General features: G+C 63.7%; 23 protein-coding genes. 13 read left to right on the top strand and 10 right to left on the bottom strand.

What is annotated here, in order from left to right:
* Positions 1-93 precede the first annotated feature (93 nt).
* The 3 genes from EFL26_RS20555 to EFL26_RS20545 all read right to left on the bottom strand — a co-directional run bounded on the left by EFL26_RS20555 (position 94) and on the right by EFL26_RS20545 (position 2,132).
* A complete protein-coding gene (locus EFL26_RS20555) occupies positions 94-819 on the bottom strand; it encodes a carboxymuconolactone decarboxylase family protein (RefSeq protein ID WP_123224778.1) in 726 nt (241 codons plus the stop codon).
* A gap of 110 nt (positions 820-929) precedes the next feature.
* Positions 930-1,298, bottom strand: a complete 369-nt coding sequence (locus EFL26_RS20550) for a carboxymuconolactone decarboxylase family protein (protein WP_123224777.1) — start codon at positions 1,296-1,298, stop codon at positions 930-932.
* A 57-nt stretch (positions 1,299-1,355) separates the two neighbouring features.
* Positions 1,356-2,132: an IclR family transcriptional regulator gene (locus EFL26_RS20545; RefSeq protein WP_123224776.1), complete on the bottom strand. Its 777-nt coding sequence runs from the start codon at positions 2,130-2,132 to the stop codon at positions 1,356-1,358.
* Between the two features lie 293 nt (positions 2,133-2,425).
* Between EFL26_RS20545 and EFL26_RS20540 the strand changes: the two genes are divergently transcribed.
* Positions 2,426-3,334: a mycofactocin-coupled SDR family oxidoreductase gene (locus EFL26_RS20540; RefSeq protein ID WP_123224775.1), complete on the top strand. Its 909-nt coding sequence runs from the start codon at positions 2,426-2,428 to the stop codon at positions 3,332-3,334.
* Positions 3,335-3,394: 60 nt separating this feature from the next.
* Here EFL26_RS20540 and EFL26_RS20535 read toward each other — a convergent pair whose 3' ends face one another.
* The 3 genes from EFL26_RS20535 to EFL26_RS20525 all read right to left on the bottom strand — a co-directional run bounded on the left by EFL26_RS20535 (position 3,395) and on the right by EFL26_RS20525 (position 6,105).
* Positions 3,395-4,690: an ATP-binding protein gene (locus tag EFL26_RS20535; protein ID WP_123224774.1), complete on the bottom strand. Its 1,296-nt coding sequence runs from the start codon at positions 4,688-4,690 to the stop codon at positions 3,395-3,397.
* 159 nt (positions 4,691-4,849) lie between these two features.
* On the bottom strand, positions 4,850-5,236 hold the full coding sequence (locus EFL26_RS20530) for a carboxymuconolactone decarboxylase family protein (protein ID WP_221177082.1): 387 nt from the start codon (positions 5,234-5,236) through the stop codon (positions 4,850-4,852).
* Positions 5,237-5,343: 107 nt separating this feature from the next.
* Positions 5,344-6,105 carry an SDR family NAD(P)-dependent oxidoreductase gene (locus EFL26_RS20525; RefSeq protein ID WP_123224773.1) on the bottom strand — a complete coding sequence of 254 codons (762 nt, stop codon included), beginning with the start codon at positions 6,103-6,105 and terminating at the stop codon, positions 5,344-5,346.
* Between the two features lie 247 nt (positions 6,106-6,352).
* Between EFL26_RS20525 and EFL26_RS20520 the strand changes: the two genes are divergently transcribed.
* Positions 6,353-7,303: an LLM class F420-dependent oxidoreductase gene (locus EFL26_RS20520; RefSeq protein ID WP_123224772.1), complete on the top strand. Its 951-nt coding sequence runs from the start codon at positions 6,353-6,355 to the stop codon at positions 7,301-7,303.
* A 194-nt stretch (positions 7,304-7,497) separates the two neighbouring features.
* Here EFL26_RS20520 and EFL26_RS20515 read toward each other — a convergent pair whose 3' ends face one another.
* A complete protein-coding gene (locus EFL26_RS20515) occupies positions 7,498-8,184 on the bottom strand; it encodes a DUF4286 family protein (protein ID WP_123224771.1) in 687 nt (228 codons plus the stop codon).
* 76 nt (positions 8,185-8,260) lie between these two features.
* A complete protein-coding gene (locus EFL26_RS20510) occupies positions 8,261-8,875 on the bottom strand; it encodes a VOC family protein (RefSeq protein ID WP_183408299.1) in 615 nt (204 codons plus the stop codon).
* Positions 8,876-9,266: 391 nt separating this feature from the next.
* Between EFL26_RS20510 and EFL26_RS20505 the strand changes: the two genes are divergently transcribed.
* From EFL26_RS20505 to EFL26_RS20465, 9 genes are all read left to right on the top strand, one after another.
* Positions 9,267-10,634 carry an MmgE/PrpD family protein gene (locus EFL26_RS20505; protein ID WP_183408298.1) on the top strand — a complete coding sequence of 456 codons (1,368 nt, stop codon included), beginning with the start codon at positions 9,267-9,269 and terminating at the stop codon, positions 10,632-10,634.
* A 77-nt stretch (positions 10,635-10,711) separates the two neighbouring features.
* Complete coding sequence (locus EFL26_RS20500) at positions 10,712-12,517, top strand: thiamine pyrophosphate-binding protein (RefSeq protein WP_123224768.1); 1,806 nt, start codon at positions 10,712-10,714, stop codon at positions 12,515-12,517.
* Entirely contained in the window at positions 12,507-13,973 is a 1,467-nt protein-coding gene (locus tag EFL26_RS20495; RefSeq protein ID WP_123224767.1) for an NAD-dependent succinate-semialdehyde dehydrogenase, read from the top strand. The genes EFL26_RS20500 and EFL26_RS20495 overlap by 11 nt, the downstream gene beginning before the upstream one ends.
* Positions 13,974-14,042: 69 nt before the next feature.
* Positions 14,043-15,179, top strand: a complete 1,137-nt coding sequence (locus EFL26_RS20490; protein ID WP_123224766.1) for a thiolase family protein — start codon at positions 14,043-14,045, stop codon at positions 15,177-15,179.
* A 73-nt stretch (positions 15,180-15,252) separates the two neighbouring features.
* Positions 15,253-15,993, top strand: coding sequence for an SDR family oxidoreductase (locus EFL26_RS20485; protein ID WP_246000308.1), 741 nt, complete (start codon positions 15,253-15,255; stop codon positions 15,991-15,993).
* Positions 15,990-16,808 (top strand): crotonase/enoyl-CoA hydratase family protein, encoded by an 819-nt coding sequence (locus tag EFL26_RS20480; RefSeq protein WP_123224764.1) that lies wholly within the window; start codon positions 15,990-15,992, stop codon positions 16,806-16,808. Before EFL26_RS20485 ends, EFL26_RS20480 begins: the two co-directional genes overlap by 4 nt.
* Positions 16,793-17,518: a VOC family protein gene (locus tag EFL26_RS20475; protein ID WP_123224763.1), complete on the top strand. Its 726-nt coding sequence runs from the start codon at positions 16,793-16,795 to the stop codon at positions 17,516-17,518. The genes EFL26_RS20480 and EFL26_RS20475 overlap by 16 nt, the downstream gene beginning before the upstream one ends.
* Entirely contained in the window at positions 17,508-18,659 is a 1,152-nt protein-coding gene (locus EFL26_RS20470) for an acyl-CoA dehydrogenase family protein (RefSeq protein ID WP_123224762.1), read from the top strand. The genes EFL26_RS20475 and EFL26_RS20470 overlap by 11 nt, the downstream gene beginning before the upstream one ends.
* Position 18,660: 1 nt before the next feature.
* A complete protein-coding gene (locus EFL26_RS20465) occupies positions 18,661-20,754 on the top strand; it encodes an acetate--CoA ligase family protein (RefSeq protein ID WP_221177080.1) in 2,094 nt (697 codons plus the stop codon).
* 25 nt (positions 20,755-20,779) lie between these two features.
* On the opposite strand, the gene EFL26_RS20460 is transcribed toward EFL26_RS20465, so the two are convergent.
* Entirely contained in the window at positions 20,780-21,556 is a 777-nt protein-coding gene (locus tag EFL26_RS20460; protein ID WP_123224761.1) for an enoyl-CoA hydratase-related protein, read from the bottom strand.
* A 402-nt stretch (positions 21,557-21,958) separates the two neighbouring features.
* On the opposite strand from EFL26_RS20460, the gene EFL26_RS20455 reads away from it, so the two are divergent.
* Together EFL26_RS20455 and EFL26_RS20450 are read left to right on the top strand one after the other, a co-directional pair.
* Positions 21,959-22,336, top strand: a complete 378-nt coding sequence (locus EFL26_RS20455) for a cupin domain-containing protein (RefSeq protein WP_221177079.1) — start codon at positions 21,959-21,961, stop codon at positions 22,334-22,336.
* Positions 22,337-22,461: 125 nt separating this feature from the next.
* The gene (locus EFL26_RS20450; protein ID WP_123224759.1) at positions 22,462-23,871 is read left to right on the top strand and encodes an MmgE/PrpD family protein; all 1,410 of its coding nucleotides are present in this window, start codon (positions 22,462-22,464) and stop codon (positions 23,869-23,871) included.
* 306 nt (positions 23,872-24,177) lie between these two features.
* Here EFL26_RS20450 and EFL26_RS20445 read toward each other — a convergent pair whose 3' ends face one another.
* A complete protein-coding gene (locus EFL26_RS20445) occupies positions 24,178-24,531 on the bottom strand; it encodes a carboxymuconolactone decarboxylase family protein (RefSeq protein WP_123224758.1) in 354 nt (117 codons plus the stop codon).
* Between the last annotated feature and the right edge of the window lie 284 nt (positions 24,532-24,815).

The raw sequence follows: 24,815 nt of genomic DNA, 5'->3' as shown, positions 1-24,815 counted from the left end.
GAGAAGGCTGCAATAACGAGGGGAGGGATCTAATGGTTCGTAGCCAGCTCTCAGGCGATGCACGCGTGCGAGCGGCGAACTGTCTCCTGCCGGTCAGCGCCTGACCTCCGCGACGTTGGTGAGAGCGCGCAGACCCAAGGCAAGGCTCTCGATCCCGTGGGTGCCGGCAATCTGGAACACCTCGAGAATTTCACCGGGTGTTGCGCCGGAAGCGATTGCCCTGCCGATATGCAATCTCAGTCCTGGCTCGTACCCGTGAGTGACGACACAGTCGATGGCGATGCAGACGAGCTCATGCTCTTTGATCGTGAGCGACCCGTTCTTCCACGGCTCGACCGACAGGCGACAGACGGCGTGAAAGTAGGCGGGCATCAGGCGGGCAAACCGCTCGCGGTCGGCGTTCCAGAACCCGCGGGCGTCGAGAAACTCTTGCTTAGCGAACTCGAACCTCTCGTCGAGCGACCCGCTCTCTTCGAGCTCCATGCCGGCACGAGCGAGCTCCTCCTCGAACATCGGCATGGCGGCGTAGAGCGCATGGTTCGCGACGCCGACCGTGGTCAGGAGGACATCGACAACGTCGGCCGGCGTCGCACCGGCATCGAGCGAACGCCTGACTTGGCGCTCGACCGCCTGTGCGTCCAGAGATGTGGGGGTGGCATGCATGGCTAGGAGCAACAGCTCCCTCATGCGACCGGTCAGGTTCCCGCTCGCGGCCGGCGCCGCAAAGAAATCAACGACCACGGCTAGCGCAGTCGGCGAGATGGCCTGGATGAGAGTAACGGCGTCCTTTCCGCCGAGCACGTCGTCGATCGAAGACACTAGCGATGAGTCAGGGGTCACGTGGCTGCCGTTCGTCCGTTGAGTGCGGAATATCGTACGACAGTTCCTATATGGAGAGAAGTCCGGCTCGTGGAATCGTCAACGCGGTCCTATTGGTCAGCGGTTGATCGAGCGTCTGACGGGTCCGAGTCAGGTGGCGCGGCCTCGCTGAGTTCATCGATCCACGTGATCGCGCGGGCCACCTGGAACAGCACTGAGGAGGCTCCGAGCGTTACTGCCACGGCGTGCTTCATCTCCTCCGGCGTCGCTCCGAGGGCGATGAGTCGACGTGCGTGGACCTTGAACGAGTCCTCGAATCCTTCGGTGGCGAGGCCAGCTATGACGATCAGCTCGCATGTTCGCCGATCGAGGGGGCCCGAAGACACCAGCGCGTCTCGCAGCTCGCGCAGTGCTGCTCCGGCTTGTGGCGAATGCTCCATCAGGTATTCGCTCGGAAGCTGCGACAGGATCTCTGCCACTAATCACTCACTTCCACTCGGCTGCTCTCGGGTCGCCGCGCGAGCGGTCGACACTAACTACCGCCCGCTGGCTGAACCATTCATTTGGTAGCTCGGACTCAGTGACTGCACGGTCTCAACCAAATCCCGGGACATCTGGTCGAGTTTGTCCTCCATTCGCGCTAGCGGCCCGACGATCGCGATCGCAATGGTCACCGGTCCGCCCCCGAGGTGGATGGGGCTTGCTATGCCTAGGTGACCCTGGTGGGAGCCTCCGACGTTCTTTGCGAGGTTTGTCTGTCTGATCTCCTCAAGCTCGGCGCGGAGCTCGGGCGAGTCGGTCGGGGCTTCTTTGTTGCGGCGGAGGTACAGGTTGCGCTTGCGCTCGTCCATAAACGCAACGAAGCACTTGCCGGAACTTCTTGGCCACAAGGAAAGTCGCTTGTTGACTTCGGGGGCAGCCCGGATGAAGGCGGCAGGCTCGACGGCGTCGAGGTAAACCAAAGATTCGCCGACGAGCGTCGCGAGCATCGTGGTTTCATCCCACCTTTCGGTGAGGTCCTCCATTGCATGGCGGTACATGGAGGGAAGCGAGCTCGGACCGACGGCCAGCAGGGTCGAGATGGCAGGTCCGATGATGTAGCGGCCATCCTCCTCCCGGAGGTATCCGATTGCTACGAGGCCCTTCGTCAGACCATGCACGGACGATTTCGGCGCGTCGATCGCGTTCGACAACTCGCCCAGTCGCAGCCCTTGCGGATCGCTCGCGAGGACCAGTTCGAGCAGTGACATGACGCGCGCGACCGTGCGGTGCTCGCCGGCCGGGGAGGGTTCGCGACCCTGAGAGACGCTCATTCGTGGTTTCCGTCACTTTCTCGATGCCGATTGCACGCGGAAGGCCTCGGCGTGGAAGACGACCGCGTGTGTTCATCATAGCGAACGAGCTGGCGACACGGGGGAACAAGCCGGACCGTCCTGCGCTGCTTGCGCAAGCCACGAGTTCGATATACGGTTTTGCGATTCGTATTAATGAATCTGCATTGGACTGCCCCGTCGGACCGGACGCTCTACCTAAGAGGCTCTATCAGTTGGGGAAGCAGGCGCGTGTGGCTTGTCGCCGCGGCGGTTCATGGTGAGGAGTGTCAGGAATGGGACAGATGGATGGGCGGGTCGTCCTGATTACAGGTGCTGCTCGCGGCCAGGGCCGCTCGCATGCAGTCAGGTTCGCCGAGGAAGGGGCCGATGTCATCGCCCTCGACATCTGCGAGGACATTCCTTTCGTCCGCTATCCACTGGGCACCGCCGAGGACCTGCAGGAGACCGCCAAGATGGTGGAGAACCTCGGGCGCCGGTGCGTGGCTTTGCGCGCGGACGCTCGGGACAGTGCTCAACTGCGTGAGGCGGCGGCCGAAGGAGTCACCGAGCTCGGCAGGCTAGACACCGTCATCGCGAACGCCGGAATCGGTCGCGGTCATACTCTCGAGGACGAAGACACCGACGAGGTGTTCGATACTGTGGTCGCGATCAACCTGAACGCGGTCTTCCGCACCGTGTCTGCAACTGTCCCGTACCTCAAGAACGAGGGCGGCTCGATCATCATCACCGGCTCGGCGGCTTCCCTGGTGCCGATCTACAACAACGCGGGGTACACCGCGGCTAAGCACGCACTGGTCGGGTTGACGAAGTGCCTCGCGGCCGACCTTTCGCCGCACTGGATCCGGGTAAACCTCGTGTGCCCGACCAACGTCGCGACGCCGTTGATTCTCAATGAGGCCAACCTGACCAGGTTCGTCCCAGGCGTCGAGAACCCGACGTACAAGGACATGGAGTATGTCCTCACCTCGGTGAACCAGCTGCCAATTCCCTGGATCGAACCACGAGTGATCTCCGATGCGATGCTGTTCCTCGCGGCTGAGACAGGCCGCTACATCACGGGCGCGGTGTTCCCCGTCGACGCTGGCATGTCCTCCCAGCCGCCCGGCATCACCCACTTCACCGGGCGGCGCATTGCGGAGCTCGCGCAGGCCGCCGGCACTACGACGGTTCCGCGCGACTAGGAAGCGACTAGGAAGCACTGGGTCACGACCGCTGCGACGCCGCGGCTCGTCAGGTTGGCGTCAGGTCCGGGCGAACTGGTCTATGTCCTGTCGGAACTGGGCAATGCTTTCCTCGGAGACGCTTGGCCGCACTTGGGCGAGTGCATGGAGGTAGTCCTCCGTCGTTGCGCCTCGGGCGCCGCTGGGGCCCACGCCACGCATCTCGCGGGCAAATGCTTGATGAGCAGCAGCCTGAGCGCACTGACTTATGTCGGCTGGCGTCAGAGAGTTCGACGCTGCGACTAGGCGGTCGATGTCGACGTCCAACCGTTCCGCTCGCAGGACCAGGCGTGACCACATTGCCGCACGTGCCTCGTCGTCCGGAGGCCCGACGGGGATGAGGTAATCAAACCGTCCCGGGCGAAGAAACGCTCGATCCAGACTCCGCACGGAGTTCGTGGCGCAAATGAGGAGGCGAGCGTCGCGTTCCCGGAAAGCGGGAATGATCTTGAGCATCTCGTTGACAACACCGTGCGCTCCCCTCCCTGGTTCACCCAGAGGGGGGAACGTGCGCTCAGGCGCGATTTCCTCGACTTCGTCGATGAAGACAACCACTTTCTCGAGCCGGCTGACACACTCGAAGGTGCCTCGCAGTCCCGCTGCGAGCCCACCAGATTCCGCCGTCAGGCGGGACGGATAGATCTCGACGAACGGCCAACCCAAGCGGCTGGCGATCGCACGAGCGAAGGTGGTCTTTCCGGTCCCAGGAGGGCCGAAGAGAACCACCGACCGTGGCGGCTCAAGCCCGTTCGCCCGAGCGGACTCACGGTGTTGGAGAGGGGCAACAATGCGTGACTCGATCAGTTCCTTTTCGAACTTCATCCCGGAGAGGTCTTCCCAGAGGCCCGCCGGAAGTACCTGGCCTCCGAGAACTTCGAGCATTGAGGCTTCTCCGGGGCCGAGGCCCTCGCGCTTCTCGTAGTAGGCGATCGCAGGGTGACGGTTGTAGCCCGCCTTGGTGAGGCCTTCGGCTATGCGCTCTTCGTGGGGAAGGACGTAAGCGATTCGTCGTGACCCTCGTGTGAGGAGCAGGCGCTCAAGGCTGCCTAAAAGTGCGCTGGGAACCCCTTCCCCGCGGCGTTGGGGGTGTACTGCGATCCGCATGATCCACGCGCGGTCATCGTCGACACGTGCCACGGCGACACCAATTAGCCTGCCGTCGCTGATCGCGACGGTTGCCGGATGATGGGCCTGTAGTGCGGCCAGGCACTCGCCCACTGTGAAGATGCTCAGCTGACCGAGCGAGGCTGTTTCGTCCCACAGGTGCAACACGTGGTCGAGGTCGTCGTCGGCGTACTCACGGACGAGGTACTTCATTAAGACCCTTCCGTTACTGGAGCGCGTCTTTCAACCGCGCAAGATCCGTCGCACGGCCTGGGATTCGGTCGTACCGCGGCTAGCTGGAGGCTGTCCCAGCCGGAGACCGGGGCTGGTCCGCCTGCCAAGATCGACTGCACTGGATGCCTAGCTAGGCAGTCAGCCAAGCGCATCGGTCTCCGCTCGAACCTTTCGCGCGACCTCAAACGCGGCGAGCGCGGCCGGCATGCCGACGTACACCGCAACCTGAAGAAGGCACTCACGGATCTCCGTCCAGCTGACCCCGTTGTTCAGAGCGGAGCGCATATGTCCGGCAAGCGCATCAGGCTGGTTCAGCGCAGCCAACATCCCGATGTTGAGGATGCTCCGGCTCCGCCGATCCAGGCCAGTGCGGCTCCAGACCGTTCCCCAGCAATACTCGTTGAGGAGGTCCTGCATCGGCTGCGAAAACGCATCGGTGGCGTCGTGTATAGCGTCGACGACCTCGTCACCGTGTACCTCGCGCCGAATGCGGACGCCTTGTTCATAGCGATCTACATCCACCACGCGCCTCCATGCGGTGATCAGGGCGATCCGCCGAGTTCCCGGGCGTTCATAATATCACGTCGAGATTCGTGATAACGAACATGGTGCCGATCCCGTGTCCAGTCCGGTCACCTGTACCTCGCCACGAGGCCCCCGTCGACAACGACCGTTTCTCCGGTCACGTAGCCAGCCAGATCCGAAAGCAGGAACATGACCACCTTTGCTACGTCGTCCGGGGTCCCGATGCGCCGCAGGGGCACGGTCTCGGCGAGCTCCCGAAACCTATCCTGGTTGTTGGACTGAATCGGCGTGTCGACGAGCCCAGGGGCGACCGAATTCACGCGAATGCCCAAATGGCCTAAATCCAGGGCGAACGCCCTGGTCAGGTTGATCAACGCAGCCTTGGACGCGACATAGCTCACCCGGTTCTCTCGCGCCGCAAGCCCTCCCAGCGAGGAAATCGTCACAATCGATCCTCCGCGGCCGCGGTCAGCGAGCTGTCGTGCGGCACCCCGGCAGAAGTACATCGCCCCGTTAAGGTTGACGTCCATCACGCGATGCCACACTTCATCGGTGAGGCCAAGAGCATCGGAGGGGCCGAGTATCCCGGCACTGGCGACCGCGTGCGAGATGGGGCCATGGTCAACGCCGATCTCCGCCAAGCAAGCATCGACCGCCGACGAGTCGCTGACATCGACAGGGTAGGTGTAGCGCGGATTCGAGTCGGCGCCGTACACCCTCTCTGCTGCGTCGCGCAGCCCAGACTCGTCCACGTCGATCAACAGAGGCGTCGCGCCCTCGGAGCGCAGTCGCTCGGCGATAGCCAGGCCGATGCCGGAAGCGGCTCCGGTCACTGGCACGACGGCGGACTCGAGTCCCAGGGTGATCATCTATATCTCCTGCAGGCAGTGTGGCTGTTGGAGCGTCGCAATCCTCAAACTGTCGTGGACGAGGGGCAGGATTAGAGGTTAGGGCGAGGCCCTGGACGCTGACGATGTGTTCATCATCTAGACCTAGCATACGTAAAAGAGAACGCCGCGCTACTCTAGAAGGGACAGTGCAGTGCGCGCGCCGCTGGCCGTTCCGACGGGAACGCGGTGCCGTCCCTGGACCTACTTGCAGAAGGAGCCCGCGCCGATGCACATCGGATTCGATGTTCGAACGCCCCGTGCCATGACTGATACGCAAGAGCTCGCCGATCTGGTGATGGAAGGGGAGCGGCTTGGCTTCGACTACACCACTGTCTTCGACCACATGGTTGTCCAGCGGTCTCTGCGGGCCAAGTACAACAACAGCGACGAAGGCGACACCGATATCGGTTACGGCCGCTGTCATGAACAGGTCACGACGATTGCCTTTCTTGCGGGCCGCACTCGCGCTTTGCGCTTCGTGACGGCGGTCATGGTGGTGCCCTATCGCCCGCCCGTTCTCGCAGCCAAGATGTTGGCCACGATCGACGTGCTGTCAGGTGGGCGGGTGACGGTGGGGGCGGGAACCGGATGGATCAAGGACGAGTTCGAAGCCTTGGGCGCTCCTGCCTTCGAAAGGCGGGGCCGTGTCACCGATGAGTACCTGGAGGTCATGAAGCTGCTGTGGACTGAGGAGGTCGTCGAGTACGAAGGCGAGCACATCCAGGTCTACGGCATTGGCTTGGAGCCCAAGCCGGCTCAGAGACCACACCCGCCGCTGTGGATTGGGGGGATGAGTGGTCCCGCGATGCGCCGCGCTGCCCGGCTGGGGGACGCGTGGTATCCGATGATGAACGACCAGTCGAAGCCATTGGACACTGTCGATCGACTCCAGGCCGGTATCGGACGACTTCGGGACCTTGCGGAAGCCGCTGGCCGCGACCCGGGCTCCATCGACATCGCCTTGCGGGTCGCCGAGCATGGACATCGCCTATCCCCGACGGCGAGCGACGGGACGCGTCGCCTGTTTGCCGGCGGCGATGCTGATTTCGCGTCTGATCTCAACGTTGTGCGTGACCTCGGTGTCACTGCCATCGACTTCCGCTTCGAGCATCAGCGAGCCGAGGTAGTCGTGGAAGAGATGCAGGCCTTCCAGCGCGACGTCCTCGGGAGGCTATGACCACCGCTGGTGCGGGATATCGGTTTGTTCACGGCGGCAGGCACCTCGAGGCCCTGGCCAACATGGGTTGAATCGTTGCTGCGATGGGCCGCAAGCCCCCGCGCCTGTGATGGGCAGCGGAGCGGGTGCAGGGTGAGCGGAGCGATATGGCCGGCTCTGGCCGCCCTCCGGTGATCGAGAGTGGTCTTGAAACCTCACCCAGCGGCGCCGAACGCTGTGTGCTTGAGCCGACCGACCATCAGGTAAGGCTCGTGGTCGCGCTGATTCTCCAGGAGCCGGGCGTCCCTTTGCACCTCCGCGAATTTGGCTGCGTTCATCACCGACTCTTCGGCGAGGTACGAAATCGCGATGACACGAGGGAAGCGCGTGTGCATTTGAGTCTTCTTGGCACTGCCCCTGAAGCTGTGGCCGGTGAGCCTGAACAGGCGCACGGCAGCGATCTGCGGGATCGCTCGGAACAGAGTGCCATACATCAGCTCGAGCTTCTTCAAGAACTCTTCCTCGCTGATCTCCGAGGGTTGGAAGCCCGCGATATGAGCCACCGGTGCGGTGAGGCTCGGGTCCGGCCAGGACGGGCCGGCCGTCTGGTCGTAGATGCCTCGCTCGAATCCCGGCCTGCTAGTAGCCGGGGCCTCGAAGCTGTCGGCGGGCTGGGCTGCCTCCCAACTGCGAAGGGCCAGGTACTCCGGCGATTCCGTGGCCGTGGCATCCGCCAGCTCGTACAGCACGAAGTAGCGCTGCCGCCCCAGAAGCGTTTCGTACCGCTGCGCTCCGAGGAATCCCGGTTGTCGCATGCGCAAGGGGATGTGGACGTTGTCGTACCAGTATTCGTACTGCGGCGTCCGGGCGTCGTGCCAGGCTGGGACTCTGATGAAGGTCACTGCGCGGTGCTTATCAGCCGACGTCATGATGCCGGGCTCTGCTCTTGGCTCATCCAGGCGCCGGGCGTGTCCACCGTCACTTTCCCTCACCCTCCACGCGCCGGAAGTCGTCCGATGCGATGAACTCTTCTCGTGAGCCGAACCGACGTAGCGGATGGCTGCCGTCCCAGGACTGCGCCAGCTTCTCGATCGCGGTCATGTACTTCCGCCGAAACGGCGTCATCGGTGCGAGCTCGACGACCAAGCCGATGAACGCGGGACTCGAGTAGTAGGTCACATTGCTAGATCCGTCCGGGAGATAGAGCGCGAACAGTTCCTCAAAGCCAGCTGACCGCAGCGCGCTACACGACCCCTCGAAGTCTTCGGGCCAGAAGCCGAGATGATGGACTCCTTCGCGTCCCTCATCCAGGAACTCTTTGTAGGGTGACGGAGCATCGTTGGTCTGGGCGATGATTTCGAGCTGAGTGTCTCCGGCGTACGAGAATGCCAGCTCCATCTCCACTGGCGACTCCGCGCCCCGATGAACGAAGCGTCGGTCGGCGCTCGAGCTCTTCATGGCGATCCATGGGCCGATCCCGAGGTGCTGGGCCCAGAACTCTGTCGCCACCTCGAGGTCGCGCACGACCATGCCGACCTGCATGCGCGGACCGAGGACGCTGCGCATGCCCGGCGGTATGAGTTGTTCGATCATGGGGGCTCCACTTGCTCCTACGGCGGCGCCAAGCGGCTCTAGAGCGCCGGTTGCGGTTGAAACACCTCGTCCAAGATACCGCATTTGTGTTCGCGATTGCGTAAGGAAGCACACCCGGCCTCGAGTCGAGGAATTTCGCGTCGACAAGCGGCAGTGGCCCAGTGCATGCCGGGACGTCCACCTGTCTCGTCAGGGCGCGCCCGCCGCAGGTGGTTCCCAAGCGGTCGGCATCTCGGCTTGACCAGACCTCTTCAGCCGCGTACATTCCTACGCAATCACGAATGGTCCTTCGAAATACCGAACACATCACAGAGGGTCTCGGGTTCTGCAGTCCGACACCCAGATGTCTGTCGAGTTCGAGTCGCGGACCTGTCATATAAGGAGACATCGGGTGGGATCACTGACTTCTGACATCGGCGAGTTCCTCGCCTCGGTGACGTACGACGACCTACCGCCGGAGGTCCTTCCCATGGTCCGCGACGCGTTCACCGACACCGTTGCGGTCATCATGGTCGGCATCGATCAGCCGGTGGCCGAGGTCGTCCGCAAAACTCTGGCGCGGCCGCTGGGCGCGGCGGAGGCGCGGTCGTGCCTGTCGTCCGAGCGCGTCGCCGCGCCAGAAGCAGCGCTCCTTGCCGGGGCCATCGCACACTCGCTCGACTACGACGACCAGTCGATGTCAGGACATCCCAGCGCGGTGCTCGTGCCGGCTATCCTGGCTGAAGCCGAGTTCCTGGGCTCGGACGGTCGCGACGTTGTTACGGCATACGTAGCAGGGTACGAGGTGTGGTGCGAGCTGTGGCGGCGCGATCGCAGCTACCACGCCAAGGGATGGCACCCGACGTCGGTTTTCGGAGCCATGGCCGCAGCTGCCGCTGGTGCGGTGCTCCGTGGGCTGCCCGCAGACCGTGCTGCCGCCGCCGTCGCAATCGCCGGCAGTTACGCCGGTGGGCTGTTTTCCAACTTCGGCTCCATGATGAAGGGTTACCACGCCGGCCTGGCCGCGCGAGGTGGCCTGGAAGCGGCTCGTCTTGCTGCTGCCGGAATGTCCGCTGGTCACGACGCGATTGAGAACCCGCAGGGCTTCTTGATGGCCTATTCGACCCAAAGGGAGCCGGATCTGACCTCAGACTCCAAACTGGGGAAGGAGTGGTATCTCCCGACACACAAGCTACTTATCAAGCTGCACCCCACCTGCTACTTCCTGCACCGCTCCTTCAACGGAACCGTTGCCATGCTCGCCGGCCGGGACGTCGATCCGGATGAGGTCGAGTCCGTGGAGGTGCGCATGGGCAGGGGCCAGGTCACCTGCCTTGTGTATGAGCGTCCGCAGACGCGTTGGGAGGCTGAGTTCAGCGGTCAGTTCGGGATCGCTGCGGCGGTGATCCTAGGCAAGATGGGCGTGCCGGAACTTGCCGATGAGGTCGTCCAACGGCCGGACATCCAAGCCTTCTTTCCGAAGGTCAGGCTCGTCCCTGTCGACGAGTACGACGAGCGCGACCCGGTCTTCTCACCCACCGAGTCCGTGACTCTGCGCTTCAAGAGCGGCGAGGTTCTCGAGAGCGGTCCCATCGCCACGATCCCTGGGCATGCGAGCGACCCGCTCACGACAGAGCAGCTTTGGGGCAAGTTCCGCGAGTGCACGGCGAAGACGCACACCGATTCAGAGTCGCGCGAGCTGTTCGACCTCCTCCAGAAGGTAGACGCTCTCCCATCGGTGAAGGTGCTTCCCACCTGCACCTCGATCTTCCAGGACTAACAACGCTCGAGGGCACCGCGGGTGATCCCACAGTGATCAATCCGTACGAACCAACTGGCACTACCGAGAAGGACATCATGGGACAGATCACAGTTGCCCAGGCCATTGCGCGCTTGCTGGAGCAGATGGGCACTGAAGCCGCGTTCGGGCTCAATGGACACGGTAACTGGGCGCTGCTGGACGCGCTCGTCCACGAGACGAACATCCGCAGCGTCGCAGTTCGGAGCGAGGACCACGCGATCGAGCTCGCCGATGGCTACTGGCGCCGCACGCGGAAGCCTCCGCTGCCCATCGTGACCACGAGCGTCGGGCCGGGCAACATGAACACCGTTCCGCCGATCGCCACGGCCTACTATGAGTCGATCGGCATGCTGATCCTTGTCGGCGTTGGGGCCACCCACTGGTTCGACCGAGGCGGTATCGAAGAGTTCTACCGGCATGGCCCTGAGGACTGGGTCGGGGTCATGAAGCCCATCACCAAGAAGTCGCTCATGGTCACCCGGCCGGACACTGCGATCGACATGTTTCTCCGTGCGTACCAGACCGCTCACTCCGGCCGGCCTGGACCAGTGGTGATGGCGATCCCGTTCGACATTCAGAACACGCTCATCGACGATGACCTTCCCGATCCGACGCCATACATGATGCACCGCCCGCCAGCGCCAGATCCGCAGGGTGTGGCCGAGGCAATCGAGATCATCAGGGCCGCTCAGAGGCCCACGGTCGTGGTCGGAAGCGGGATCGCGAACTCTGGGGCCTGGGATGCACTGCTCGAGTTCGCTGAGACGACAGGCATCCCCGTCGCCACGACGCCATCCGGCAAGGCGGCCTTCCCCGAGGACCACCGCCTCTCGCTGGGCTGTATTGGCCGCGCGGGTACGGGTCAGGGCAACTACGCCGCGCAGAACGCCGACGTCGTGATCGGGGTGGGCACCCACTTCACCGACATCGATACCGGCGCGTGGACGTTGTTTGACATCCCGACAAATACGAAGCTCATCCACATCGACATCGACACCAGCGAGCTGGGTCGCGCTTATCCCACTGCGGTCGCCATGACCTCCGACGCGCGGCTCGGTCTGGAAGCGATGACGCAAGCGGCTAGGGAGGGGGAGGTGGCTGAGCAGACCGGGTGGACATCCGTCCTCGACGAAAAGCGGACTGCATGGCTCGCTCAAACCGAAGAGATCCGAACTTCGGACATCGCACCGCTGCACTATGGCCGCGTCACGTGGGACACAGCGCGAATCGTTGCTGAGAAGTGCCCTGATGCGTCGATTCACTTCGACACCGGTCACATGCTCAGTTTCGGTCCATCCTTCCTGCCGGCCTCCTCGCGCCACGTTGTGCACTCCGGGTTCATGCACCGAATGGGGTGGAGTGCCGCGTCGGTCCTGGGCGCAAGCATGGCCAGCGGCGACCAGCCCGCTATCGCGCTACTCGGGGACGGCGCGTTCCTGATGCGCGCCACAGTCGTGCCGACCGCGGTTGAGCTGAATCTGCCCATCGTCTGGATCGTCATGGATAACCGCTCCCTCCAGATCGAACGCGAGACCATGTTGCGCGTCTATGGCCGCGAATCGATGTGTGACTACCGGAAGGTCGGCGAAGAAGAGCTGTGGGGCCCTGACTTCGCGGCTATGGCACAGGCGATGGGCGCCGAGGGCGTAAATGTGACGAAGGCGTCAGAGTTCGGCCCGGCCCTGGAGGCTGCGCTCGACTCCGGTCGTCCGACGCTCATCTGCGTCGACACGGAGCTTGAGACGCCCCAGTACCGCGCGATCTGGTATCCGTACCCGGCCAACTTTCACGACACCTGGAAGTCAGGGCCGCTTAGTGCCGAAGCGATGCCCGCGCTGCCGGGGGAGTCCGATGGAAACTAAGCTCATCCTCAAAGACCCGACCCTTCTGCGTCAGCTGTGTCACGTCGGCGGCCACTGGGTGGCCGCGGACTCCGAAGAAACCGTCGCGGTCGCCAACCCGGCCACAGGAGTAGAGGTCGGCCGGGTGCCGTACTTCGGCGCATCGGAGACACGCCGGGCGATCGAAGCCGCGGAGGCTGCGCTGCCGCATTGGCGCTCACTCCTTGCCAAAGAGCGGGGTCGACTGCTGCGGGCGTGGTTCGACTTGATCATCGACAACCAAGAGGACCTTGCGCGGATCTTGACTGCCGAGCAGGGCAAGCCCTACCTCGAGGCGTTGTCGGAAGTCGTCAGTGGTGCTCAATTCATCGAGTGGTTCGCGGAGGAGGCGCGCCGAGCCTACGGTGAGACGATTCCGACGCCGGCACACGACCGTCGCATCGCCGTGATCAAGCAGCCGGTCGGGGTCTGCGCTGCCATCACACCGTGGAACTTCCCGAACACAATCATCACGCGCAAGGCTGGTGCTGCGCTGGCAGCCGGCTGCACGATGGTTGTGCGACCAGCAACAGAGACGCCATTCTCGGCGCTCGCGCTCTCCGAACTGGCCGCACGCGCGGGCATCCCCGCGGGGGTGCTGAATGTCGTCACCGGTCACCCGCAGGACATGGGTCGCGAGTTGACTACGAATCCCGTCGTTCGCAAGCTTTCCTTCACCGGCTCGACAGCAGTTGGCAAGATGCTGATGGAGCAGAGCGCAAGCACCATTAAGAAGCTCGCGCTCGAGCTGGGTGGGAACGCGCCATTCATCGTCTTCGGCGATGCGGACATCGAGGCTGCAGTGGAAGGTGCCCTGGCTTCGAAGTTCCGCAATAGCGGTCAGGCATGCGTTGGTGCAAACCGCTTCTACGTGCATGACTCGATCTATGAACAGTTCGCCGCGGAGCTGGTGAAGCGGGTCGAGCAGCTGCACGTTGGCGACGGCGCTGACCCCGCGGTGACGATGGGGCCGCTCATCAACGCCCAGGCTGTAGAAAAGGTCGAGTCACACGTCGCCGACGCAGTAGCAAAGGGTGCGCGTGTTCTCACCGGAGGAAAGCGCCACGACCGCGGTGGCGCATTCTTCGAGCCGACCGTGATCGCCGACGTCACCCGCGACGCGCTGGTGTCGTGTGATGAGACGTTCGGACCCCTGGCGCCGCTGTTTCGCTTTACCGACGAGCGCGAGCTCATCGACGCTGCCAACGCCACCGAGTTCGGGCTCGCCGCATATCTCTACAGTCGTGACATCGGCCGGATCTGGCGAGTCGCCGAGGCCCTCGAAACCGGGATGGTTGGGATCAATGTGGGACTCATGGCGAACGAGTCCGTCCCTTTCGGGGGGATCAAGGAGTCGGGAGTCGGGCGAGAGGGCTCGCATTACGGACTTGAGGACTATCTCGAGGTCAAGTATCTGTGCATGGGCGGCATCCAGTGACCCCGGACCGGGGGGCCAACGCGCGGCAGGTCCGACATTACCCACCGGCACACGGGGGAGGGGAAGCTCATGCGTGAAGCTGTGATCGTCGAGGCGATCAGGACCCCGATCGGCCGGCGCAACGGCGCACTTGCGAACCTGCATCCGGTCGACCTCTCGGCCCATGTCTTGACCCGAATTCTCCAGCGAACGGGATTGGCTCCCGAAGTCGTGGACGATGTGATCTGGGGATGTGTCACCCAACTGGGCGACCAGTCCGGCAACGTAGGACGTTTCGCGGTCCTCGCTGCCGGATGGCCGGAGCACATCCCCGGGGTCACGATCAACCGAGCCTGCGGCTCGAGCCAGCAAGCGATTGAGTTCGCCGCGATGGGGGTCATGTCTGGGCGCTACGACCTCGTGATCGCCGGCGGTGTGGAGACGATGAGCCGTGTTGCGCTGGGGGCGACCCGGGCGGTTGGCTTCCCGTACGGCCCATTGATGTCCGAGCGCTACCCCGACGCGACGTTCGAGCAGGGACCTGGAGCAGAGATGATGGCCCGGCACTGGAAGCTGTCGCGTCAGCAGCTCGACGAATTCGCCCTGGAGTCGCACGAGAAGGCAGCAGCAGCCACGGATGCAGGTCTGTTCGAAGAGCAACTAGAGCCCATCGACGACCGGTTGACGGTCGATGAGGGCATCCGACGGGGATCGTCGATGGAAAAACTGGCCGAACTAGCGACTGTCTTCGAGGACACCGGTGTTGTCACCGCAGGGAACTCGTCACAGATCTCCGACGGGGCAGCGGCAGTCATGGTGACGACGCCGGAGAACGCCCGAGTTTTGGGACTCACCCCGCTGGTACGGCTTCACTCTGGCGTGGCCGTAGGTGCCGATCCGGTGTCGGTGCTGACCGCCCCGATTCCGGCAACCAAGAAGCTCTTGGAGCGCAGCGCCGTGCGGCTGGAGGAGATCGGGGCGTTTGAGGTGAACGAAGCGTTTGCAACCGTGCCACTCGCGTGGCTGAACGACATCGGGCCAGATGCCACGCGGCTGAATCCTCTCGGCGGCGCGATCGCGGTCGGGCATCCCCTTGGCGCGTCAGGCGCCATCTTGATGACTCGCCTGATCCACCACATGCATGCCGAGGGACACCGTTTCGGTCTCCAAGCCATCTGTGAGGCGGGCGGCACGGCGAACGCGACATTGCTCGAACTCGTCGCCTGAGCATGGACGGGCGAGCGAACCACGAGACTACGAAAGGGCACAACGAGTGAACCTCAGCGGACAATCGGCACTCGTGACCGGAGGTGCGTCCGGTCTGGGGCTCGCGACCGCCGCCGACTTGGTTGCGCGGGGTGCTCGCGTCGTCCTGGTCGACCTACCCAACTCGGCGGGAACCGAGGCGGCAGAGTCACTCGGTCACGGCACCGTGTTCGCCCCGGCGGACATCCTCGACGAACTGGCGCTTGGTGCGGCATTCGACGCCGCCGAGCGGCTCGGCACCCTCCGGGCAGTCGTGCACTGCGCAGGCCGCGGTGGTGACCGCCTGCGCATTGTCGACCGGGATGGGAAGCCGGGGGATTTCGATAGTTTCCGCAACGTCGTCGAAGTCAATCTGTTCGGTACCTACAACGTGCTCCGGCTCGCGGCGGCCAGAATGGCCTCGAACGATGTACTGGGCGGCGATCGGGGAGCCATCGTGCTGACGGCGTCGATCGCTGCGTTCGATGGCCAGATAGGTCAAACGGCCTACACGGCGTCGAAGGCCGCTGTCCATGGCATGACCTTGGTGGCGGCGCGAGACCTGGCCAGCCGGCAGATCCGAGTCAACACGATTGCGCCGGGCACGTTTGACACCGCCATGCTGGCGCGACTTCGGGACGACTTGCGGGAGGCGCTTGCAAGCGCGGTTCCGCACCCCCGCCGTCTCGGGGCACCTGAGGACTATGCCGCGATGGCCGTGACGCTGCTAGAGAACTCGTACGTAAACGGCGAGACCGTCCGACTCGACGGCGCGATAAGAATGCCCCCGCGATGAGCGCTTCGGAGTTTGACACCCCTGGCGCCTTGGTCGCCCCGCCCGCCGAGGACGTGGTCCGGTTCGAGGTGCGGGATCACATCGTAACGATCAGCCTCAATCGTCCGCAGGCGCGGAACGCGGTCGACGCCGCGATGGCTTTGGGACTCGAGGCTGCAGTCGACCGGCTCGAGGCTGATCCGGAGCTACGGGTTGGTGTGTTGACCGCCACCCCTCCCGTGTTTTGTGCTGGCGCCGACCTGAAGGAGATCGGTGCGGGCCGGCGTGACAAGTTGCGCACAGTTCGGGGTGGCTTCGCCGGTTTCGTGGCACGAGAACGGACCAAGCCGATTATCGTGGCGGTAGAAGGCCCCGCGCTTGCCGGCGGCACCGAGATCTGTCTGGCTGCGGACCTGGTCGTCGCATCGACCGCGGCAACGTTCGGCATTCCCGAGGTCAAGCGCGGGCTCGTGGCCGCTGCAGGTGGTCTGTTCCGCCTTCCGCGTCGACTGCCTCGCAACATCGCGATGGAGATGGTGCTGACCGGGGAACCAATCGACGCAACACGAGCCAGCGAGCTCGGCTGGGTGAACAGGTTGACGGCACCGGGTGAGGCGCTGACCGCTGCCACGGAGCTGGCCGCGCTGATCGCCGCCAATGCACCGGTCGCTGTGCGTGCGAGCAAGCGGGTCATCGATTCGGCCGCCACCGTTGACGACGTCGAATGTTGGCGCCTGTCTGAGGGGGCGATGACTGAGGCAATGTCCAGCGCCGATATGCGCGAGGGCATAGCAGCCTTCGTGGAAAGGCGCCAGCCGAAGTGGTCGGGCCGCTGACAGACCTCTTTGCTGCAATCACCAAGAAAGGCACACCAATGAACTCCCTTCCCCGCGGCAATGGCGTTCCAGACATCCTGGGCAAGCGAATGCAGGTAAGCATGGTCGTCCACGACCTCGAGCAGGCCGCGCTGATCTGGTCAGAGCATCTGGGGGTCGGGCCCTGGATCCTCATCGAGGATGGGTTGGAGGGCCGGACGTTCATGCATCGCGGACGACGGAGCGACGTGCAGATGTCGCTCGCGTTGACGTATGGAGGTGAAACCCAGTTCGAGCTCATCAGCCAGTCGAACGATGCACCGTCGCCCTACCGCGAGTTTCTCGATGGCGGGCGTGAAGGGGTCCAGCACCTGGAATTCTGGCCGGAGGATTACGCCGCATCCTGTCGCGCGATTGAGGGCGCTGGGTTCAGGGAACTCAGCACCATACACGTCGCCGACGGCACGAAGAACGCCAGCTACTACGAGAGCCCGGCATCGGTCGGTGTAGTCGTCGCCGTTGTGCCGATGACGCCCTACCGCCACTCGTACATGTCCGCGATCGAAAGGCTCGCCGCCACCTGGGACGGCACGCGTCCGATCCGTCGGTTCCCAACGCGCGCGGACTTCTTGGCGTCCGATGACTTCGCGTCCGTTCAGCCGGAGTCCGGAAGCGCCGGCCACATGCATGCCCATCAGCTACAGACTGGAGAACGGTTCCATGGAGTTTGACCTCACGCCCGAGCAGAAGGCGTTCAGCGACTCAGTCCGCGACTTCGCGCGACGCGAGCTTGCGAAGGGGGCGCTGGAGCGGGCTCACAGCAGCGACTACCCGTGGGACGTGGCCAGCCGGATGGCTGAGCTGGGGCTCATCGGCATCACTGTGGATGAGGCGGATGGCGGGTCAGGAGGCTCGCTGATGGACGCGGTCCTTGCCATCGAGCAGATTGCCGCCGCCTGCCCCCGGAGCGCGGATGTGATCCAGGCCGGCAACTTCGGCGCCTTGCGGGTGCTGGCGCAATTCGGCACTGACGATCAGAAGAAGCGCTATCTGGAACCGCTGCTGCGTGGTAATGGCGTCATCTGCGTCGCGATGACGGAGCCGGACGCGGGTTCCGCAATGACAGAACTCACCACGTCGGCTACGCCGGACGGCGATGGCTTCCGCATCAACGGTGCAAAGATCTTCACGACCCACGGCCTGCATGCGTCAGTATTCCTGGTCTACGTGCGATTTGGGCCAGGGATCGAGGGCATTGGGTCGGTGCTGATCGAGCGAGGCGCAGAGGGCTTCTCCTTTGGTGCGCCGGCGAACTTCCTGGGCGGCGAGGAATGGAATCCGCTCTTCTTCGACAATGTCTACGTGCCGGCCGAGAACGTCTTGCTCGGACCGGGTGGTTTCAAGAGCCAGATGAGCGGGTTCAACGTCGAGCGCATCGGCAACAGTGCCCGGTCGCTTGCACTTGGTCGCTACGCCTACGACCTTGCCCGAGAGCACGCGCTGACCAGGCACCAGTTCGGGCGGCCGTTGGCGGAGTTCCAGGGACTGCAGTGGAAGTTCGCCGACATGAAGATCGAGCTTGATGCCGCTCAGTTGCTGCTCTACCGCGCTGCGGTGAACGCTGACCAGGGATTCCCCTCACCCGAGGAGACCGCCATCGCGAAGGTTAAGTGCAACCGAGTGGGGTTCGATGTTGCCAACGAGGCGCTGCAAGTCATGGGTGGAATGGGATACAGCGACGAAACGCTTGTCGAGTACTGCCTTCGCCGTACCCGCGGCTGGATGATCGCAGGAGGCACCATCGAGATGCTCCAGAACCGCATCGCGGAGTCGGTCTTCGGCCGCCGCTTCTCCCAGCGACCGGGGCGCTGACGTGCAGCGGCATGGCGATCTGTTTGACGCTTTGTTCGCACCGAGGGCCATCGCCCTCGTCGGGGCGTCCGGTGACGCCACGAAGAACACAGCTCGACCGCAGCGCATGCTTCGGTCGCACGGATTCGGCGGCACCATCGTTCCGATCAACCCCGGGCGCGACGAGATCTTCGGCGAGCGGGCTTACCCGTCGATCCTTGATGCGCCTGGCCGGATCGACCATGCATTCATCATGGTGCCGGTCGACGCCGTGCCGCGGGCGATCGAAGAATGCGGGAAGCGCGGGGTAACGGTAGCAACGATCTACACCGACGGCTTTGCGGAGACCGGCCCCCAGGGAGCGCGGCTGCAGGAGGAACTGGTCAATGTTGCCCGCCAGCACGGCGTGCGGCTCCTCGGCCCGAACTGCAGCGGGATCTATAGCACGAGGCCTTCCTGCGCGCTCTCCGTGAACTCCGCCATGGAGCAGCTTGACGTGACGCCGGGACCGTTGGCCATCATCTCGCAGTCGGGAAGCATGACCGGTGGACTCGTCTCCCGCGGGCTCGGGCGTGGAGTCGGCTTCTCCCGGATCGTCTCGATTGGTAACGAGGCCGACCTAGGGGTGGGGGAGCTCGTCGACCTCCTGGTAGACGACGATGCGACCGGCGCAGTGTTGCTCTTCATCGAGAGCATCCGTGATGCTCCTCGTCTGGCGCGGGCTGCTCGGCGAGCTGCCGAGGCGGGCAAGCCGATCATCGCCTACAAGCTCGGCCGTTCGGAACTCGGTCGCGACATGGCGGCCTCACACACCGGTGCGATGGTCGGAGCGGACGAGGTGGTCGATGCCTACTTCCGCGCCAACGGCATTCTGAGGGTGGACAACTTGGAGACCCTTTTCGAGCTGCCGCCTCTGCTGGTCTCTCAGAGGCCGGCGCAGCAGCATCGGGTTGCGGTCATGTCAACCACCGGTGGTGGCGCCGGCATCGTGGTCGACCGTTTGGGAACCGTCGGCGTCAACGTCGTCCCGCCTTCTCCTAAGGTCATCGAGAACCTCGCAGCCAGGGGCATCACCATCAGCGATGCCAGGGTGACCGACCTGACCCATGCCGGTACCCGCGCGGATGTATACGGTCCAGTTCTCGAGGAGTTGCTGGCATCGGACCACTGTGATCTTGTTCTCGCGGTCGCAGGCAGCTCCGCGCAATTCCAACCCGAGATTGCGGTCGAGCCGGTCATTAGCGCAGACCGCAACGGGAAGCCATTGGCGATGTTCATCGCCCCTCACGCCGTCGAGTCCCTCCGCTTGCTCGACGAGAGCGGTGTCGCCGGCTTCCGGACTCCCGAGTCCTGCGTCGATGCCATTCGGGCGTGGGCATGCTGGACGCCGCCGAAAGAGGAACAGCTCACAGACGATGATCGCCTCGCGGCGGTGACACGCGCACTGGAGACGGCGGAGGGCACCACCCTCAACGAGCGGGAAGCGAGCACCGTGTTCGAAGCGCTCGGCATCCCGTTCGCGCGTAGCGAAATCATCGCCGAACCCGACCACGAGGTGGCACTGACCTTCCCTGTCGTGGCGAAGGTTCTTTCGGCCGACGTGCTGCACAAGACCGATGCTGGTGGAGTCCAACTGGGAATCGCTGATGCCGAGGCACTCCGGTTGTCCGCGTCCGCGATCATCGAGCGGGTTCGGGCCAACGTGCCCGAAGCGCGTATCGAAGGCATCTTGGTCCAGCAGATGGAGTCTGGGCTAGCCGAGGTCATCCTGGGCTTCCGCCATGACCCGCAGATCGGACCGATCGTCGTGCTGGGTGTGGGTGGTGTGATGGCGGAGGTGTATCGCGACTTCGCTGTACGGCTGGCCCCGGTCGATCTCGACGAGGCACGAGCCATGATCGAAGAGGTTTCGGGACTGAAGGTCCTCTCGGGGTTTCGTGGCCTGCCGCCGGGAGACAAGGAGGCACTCGCCCAAGTTGTCTCCTCCATGTCGCAGCTCGGTTGCCTGACCGGCATCGAGATCTCGGAGGCCGAGATCAATCCGCTGCTCGTGCGCGAGGAAGGCCGAGGTGTGGTGGCGGTCGACGGCCTGTTCGTGCTGCGAAGCGGCAGGTGAAGGGATTCGCCGGACGGCGGACGATTCAGCGATTCTGAAACTCGGGTGAGCGCTTCTCCAGGAAAGCGCGCATGCCCTCTTTCTGATCCTCAGTATCGAAGAGCAGCTGAAATGCTCGTCGTTCAAGTACAAGCGCCACGTCGATGGGAGCCTCAGCGCCGACTTCGACCACCTCAAGGATCGCCTGGACAGCGAGCTGGGGCATCGCTGCGATGACTTCGGCGAGCTCCAGGGCTCGCGCCAATGCTGCACCGTCGTCGGTGACGTCAGACACGACGCCCATGGCATGAGCCTGGGTGCCGGTGATGTGATCACCCGTGAGGACGAGCCGCAAGGCCTGGTACTTCCCGAGTAAACGCACCAACCTTTGGGTCCCCCCGGCTCCTGGCATCACACCAACCCTGATTTCCGGAAGACCAAACCTAGCCCCTGCGCCGGCCACGATCAGGTCGCAGCTCAGCGCGAGCTCGAATCCTCCGCCGAGAGCGTAGCCATCCACCGCCGCGATGAGTGGTGTCCTACAAGCCCGGAGAACGCGGAACATTCTGTCCGTCGCCATGAGCGTGTGTTCAGTTGGGGTGAGGCGTGACATCTCCTCAACGTCGGTCCCGGCGACAAAAACCGAGGGTCCACCGGTGACGACAATGACCTTGACGCCCGGGTCGTTGTCGAGCACCTCGACCAGGTCCGCGATTCGGTCCTTCACGGCGATGCTGAGCGCATTCCGACGCTCAACCCGGTCAATGACGAGCACCCTGACATTCGCTCCTGCCTCTTCGAGCCGAACTCCCGATGTAGGCATAGCCACCTCCTTCGCGCTGGTTCGTGATCACGACTGAGCATACGATAATATGAACCCATCCATCACCCTGAAGGGCCATTCCGATTCTTGTCTTGGGTCAGTTCTTGCGCTAACTTAAGCCGTAATGGCGTACGACAGTACGTAATCACGCATGCCGAGATGGCCGAGTCTTTCGCCAGCTTGCGATCCCAATTGCTGGACAGCGATCGACTGATGTCGCGGTGTAGAGGAGATCAGATGTCAACGGAGCCGCAGCCAAGGCTGGCCCGTAGAGTCGTGACCGGCATTGGAGACGATGGCCGTTCCGTAGTCGTAAGTGACGGCCCAACTCCGACCTGGGTGCAAAGACCGACCGGCTCCGTCGTTATGGAGATCTGGCGCGCAGAATCGATGCCGGCCAGGGTGGAGGACTTTCCCGTCGAGAGCGGCGAATGGGTGATGGCGCCCCCCGTGCGCGGTGTCTGTGTCCGGCTCGCGGTGTTCCCTGCCGACAAGGACATCGACGCAGACAAGGCTGCGGCATATGAGGCAGCCCTCCATGAGCTCTACGGAGATCAGGGCAACGACGCGCAAGGCGGGGCAGCGGGGATGCACAGGACGGACACCATCGACGTGGTGACGGTCCTGGACGGCGAGATCTGGCTGGTGATGGAGAACGGTGAAACTCTCCTGCGTACCGGCGACACCCTCGTTCAACGCGGAACCCGTCATGCCTGGAGCAATCGTTCCGAACGCGCTTGCACCCTGTCCTCCACGCAGTTCGCTGCAGTCCGCGAGTGACGCGCGACAAATCTTTGGAGCGCGACGCCTTCGCCTCCCGAGGCAAGCACAGTTAGTTCCCGCGAAAAGTGAATTCATGTTGATGAGCATCGTTGGCTCAGTTGTCCTGAGGAGTTGAACGGGATATGGACCTCGTCGATCACTTCGCCTTGGCTGCGTCGAACGCGAGCTACGACGCGCTCTCGCCTGCTGCAGCTGAGGCCGCGAAGAAGAGCGTCTTGGACGTGCTCGGTGTCATTCTCGCCGCCAGTGGGATGGAGCCAGAGGTCACCGGGTTGATCGACCTAGTGCGGGAGACGGGAGGTCAAGAGGAAGCCACCATCGTTTCCTGCTCCGGACGGTATCCGGCTGCGGCGTCGGCCTTTGCCAATGGAGCCATGGCGCATTGCCTGGACTTTGATGACCTCACACCGTGGGGCCACCACTGCAGCAGTTCCATTGTGCCCGCCGTGCTGGCAGTCGCCGAGCGGGCGGGCAACGTGCACGGGCGGGACGTGATCACCGCTGTCGCAGTCGGCCAAGACCTGTTCACCCGGCTTCGACGCAATATCGACTGGCGCAGAGAGTGGAATCTGTCCACGGTCTTTGGGGTCTATGCCGCGACGGCGGCAGCCGGACGGGTGCTGGGCCTGCCCTCGGAGCAGGTGGCCCATGCGCTAGGCATCGCCAGCATGCACTCGGCCGGCATGACCGAGATGATTGCCGGGACCAGCAGTGATCTGCACGGGATGTATGCAGGATTCTCTGCCAGAGGTGCGGTGGAAGCTGTTCTCCTAGCGCAACGGGGTGTCACCGGGATTCCTCAGTTGTTCGAGGGTGACTACGGCGTGTTCGCGAGCTACTTCCAGGGCCAGTTCGACCGCGCCGCCATGCTCGAAGGGTTGGGAGAAGACTTCAGGGGCGCAGATACGGAGTACAAGGCGTGGCCGTGCGTCGGCACCTCGCACAGCCACATAAAGGCAACGATCGACCTAGTTGCGAACCACGGCCTCACCGGCGCGCAGATTAAAGAGATCCGGCTCTACGTCGGCGACTATCACGAGCTGACCTGTAGGCCACTGGAAGCCCGCCGAGCGCCGAAAAGTCGAGCCGACGCGCAGTACAGCCTGCCCTACCTTGTAGCCGTGGCCGCAGTGCGGGGGGGCATCGACGTGTCCGACTTCACCGAGGACGCTCTTCGGAACGAGGACGTGCTCCGTACCGCGGCAAAAGTGGTTCCGATTCCCGACCCCGCACTGAACTGGCACACCGAGCTCCCTCTGGGCCGCGTCAGGATCCTCACCGAAGACGGACGAAGTGTCGAGGCCGTTGGAGACCGCGTCCCCGGCAGTGCATCTGCCCCGCTCACATGGGACGCCTTAGAGGCGAAGTTCGCCAATTGCGCGGCCGTGGCCGCTGCGCCTCCCAGTTCCAGGGACCTTCGTCAGCTCAAGTCGGGCATCCGAGAGCTGGAGGGGTGCGCGGATGTTGGTCAACTCATCCGGCTTGTGGCGGCCCCCGCGCCCGTAGTGGGGGCGTCCACTGGAGTCATGTAACTCTGGGTCTGATTGGTTACCGGTTCGTGTCGGTCCACCACGTCGGAGAGTCCAATGCGTGAGCTCTGTGAGAACCCGCCAAGGAACTCGCCAAAGAGGATCAACTTTCCCGCACGCGCACTGGCGCAAGAAATCGTCGATCGACCGACCCGATCGAGCGGCTCACCAAAAGAGCCAAGCGCATCGACGTGGTGGGAATATCGCCGGGAAGCAACTGCCACGTCCGCGCAAGCCTCAGGGGTTCGGCCGGGCGTCTGGCGATCCGGTGAGCGCCAGAAAGCCAGAACGGGCGGGGCGTTCAGCGCCTCAGTCCACGACGTCGGCCGGGAAGGCGTCCGCAAAGACTGTCTTGGCCGCGTTGATCGCAGACATCGCCTTTGGCCAGCTGGCGTAGAAGGCGAGGTGCATGATGGCCTCACTGATCTCCTGCTGGCTGATGCCATTCTCCACCGCATACCGAAGATGCCAAGGCAGCTGCTCGAAGTTCCCCGCGGCCACGAGCGCCGCAACCGTGATGAAACTGCGCTCGCGACGACTCAGCACCTCCCGGTTCCACACTTCGTCGTACAGGGTTCCATCCGTCAGTTCGACGAGTCGAGGCGCAAAGTCGCCGATTAGCTCACGAGCAGCAGTTGGCTTCGGTCGGTCGGTTTGAGTCATCTGCTCCGCCCTTGGTGTCAGCAGGCCGGCCCGATGAGGCCGGCGGCTTCTTAGATTGGTGGCTTACCTGCTCCGACATGGACCGGTCGAAGACCAGTGGCGCGTTCGTATATAAGGATAGATCGTCAGAATACCGATTAGCAGCGTTCCGGGTCAACCGCGCGAATTCCGGGGCAGACGCGCGTGACCGTCGATAGTCGTCCACCCATTGACAGGCTGGATCTACACGCCTAGCGTCGGAGTCCATTCGTACATCAGACAATCGATTCGAAATGACGAATCGT

The organism is Nocardioides pocheonensis (assembly GCF_003725535.1).
Classification (GTDB): Bacteria; Actinomycetota; Actinomycetes; order Propionibacteriales; family Nocardioidaceae; genus Marmoricola; species Marmoricola pocheonensis.
Note: the sequence above shows the minus strand (reverse complement) of the source record. Positions and strands in the feature narration are given on the sequence as shown.

Bases quoted from the DNA above. Each gene is read 5' to 3' on its own strand.
- EFL26_RS20500 (WP_123224768.1), top strand. From the start codon at position 10,712: ATGGGACAGATCACAGTTGCCCAGGCCATTGCGCGCTTGCTGGAGCAG.
- EFL26_RS20540 (WP_123224775.1), top strand. From the start codon at position 2,426: ATGGGACAGATGGATGGGCGGGTCGTCCTGATTACAGGTGCTGCTCGC.
- EFL26_RS20460 (WP_123224761.1), bottom strand. From the start codon at position 21,556: ATGCCTACATCGGGAGTTCGGCTCGAAGAGGCAGGAGCGAATGTCAGG.
- EFL26_RS20495 (WP_123224767.1), top strand. From the start codon at position 12,507: ATGGAAACTAAGCTCATCCTCAAAGACCCGACCCTTCTGCGTCAGCTG.
- EFL26_RS20490 (WP_123224766.1), top strand. From the start codon at position 14,043: ATGCGTGAAGCTGTGATCGTCGAGGCGATCAGGACCCCGATCGGCCGG.
- EFL26_RS20545 (WP_123224776.1), bottom strand. From the start codon at position 2,132: ATGAGCGTCTCTCAGGGTCGCGAACCCTCCCCGGCCGGCGAGCACCGC.
- EFL26_RS20510 (WP_183408299.1), bottom strand. From the start codon at position 8,875: ATGATCGAACAACTCATACCGCCGGGCATGCGCAGCGTCCTCGGTCCG.
- EFL26_RS20535 (WP_123224774.1), bottom strand. From the start codon at position 4,690: ATGAAGTACCTCGTCCGTGAGTACGCCGACGACGACCTCGACCACGTG.
- EFL26_RS20470 (WP_123224762.1), top strand. From the start codon at position 17,508: ATGGAGTTTGACCTCACGCCCGAGCAGAAGGCGTTCAGCGACTCAGTC.
- EFL26_RS20520 (WP_123224772.1), top strand. From the start codon at position 6,353: ATGCACATCGGATTCGATGTTCGAACGCCCCGTGCCATGACTGATACG.
- EFL26_RS20525 (WP_123224773.1), bottom strand. From the start codon at position 6,105: ATGATCACCCTGGGACTCGAGTCCGCCGTCGTGCCAGTGACCGGAGCC.
- EFL26_RS20480 (WP_123224764.1), top strand. From the start codon at position 15,990: ATGAGCGCTTCGGAGTTTGACACCCCTGGCGCCTTGGTCGCCCCGCCC.
- EFL26_RS20445 (WP_123224758.1), bottom strand. From the start codon at position 24,531: ATGACTCAAACCGACCGACCGAAGCCAACTGCTGCTCGTGAGCTAATC.
- EFL26_RS20450 (WP_123224759.1), top strand. From the start codon at position 22,462: ATGGACCTCGTCGATCACTTCGCCTTGGCTGCGTCGAACGCGAGCTAC.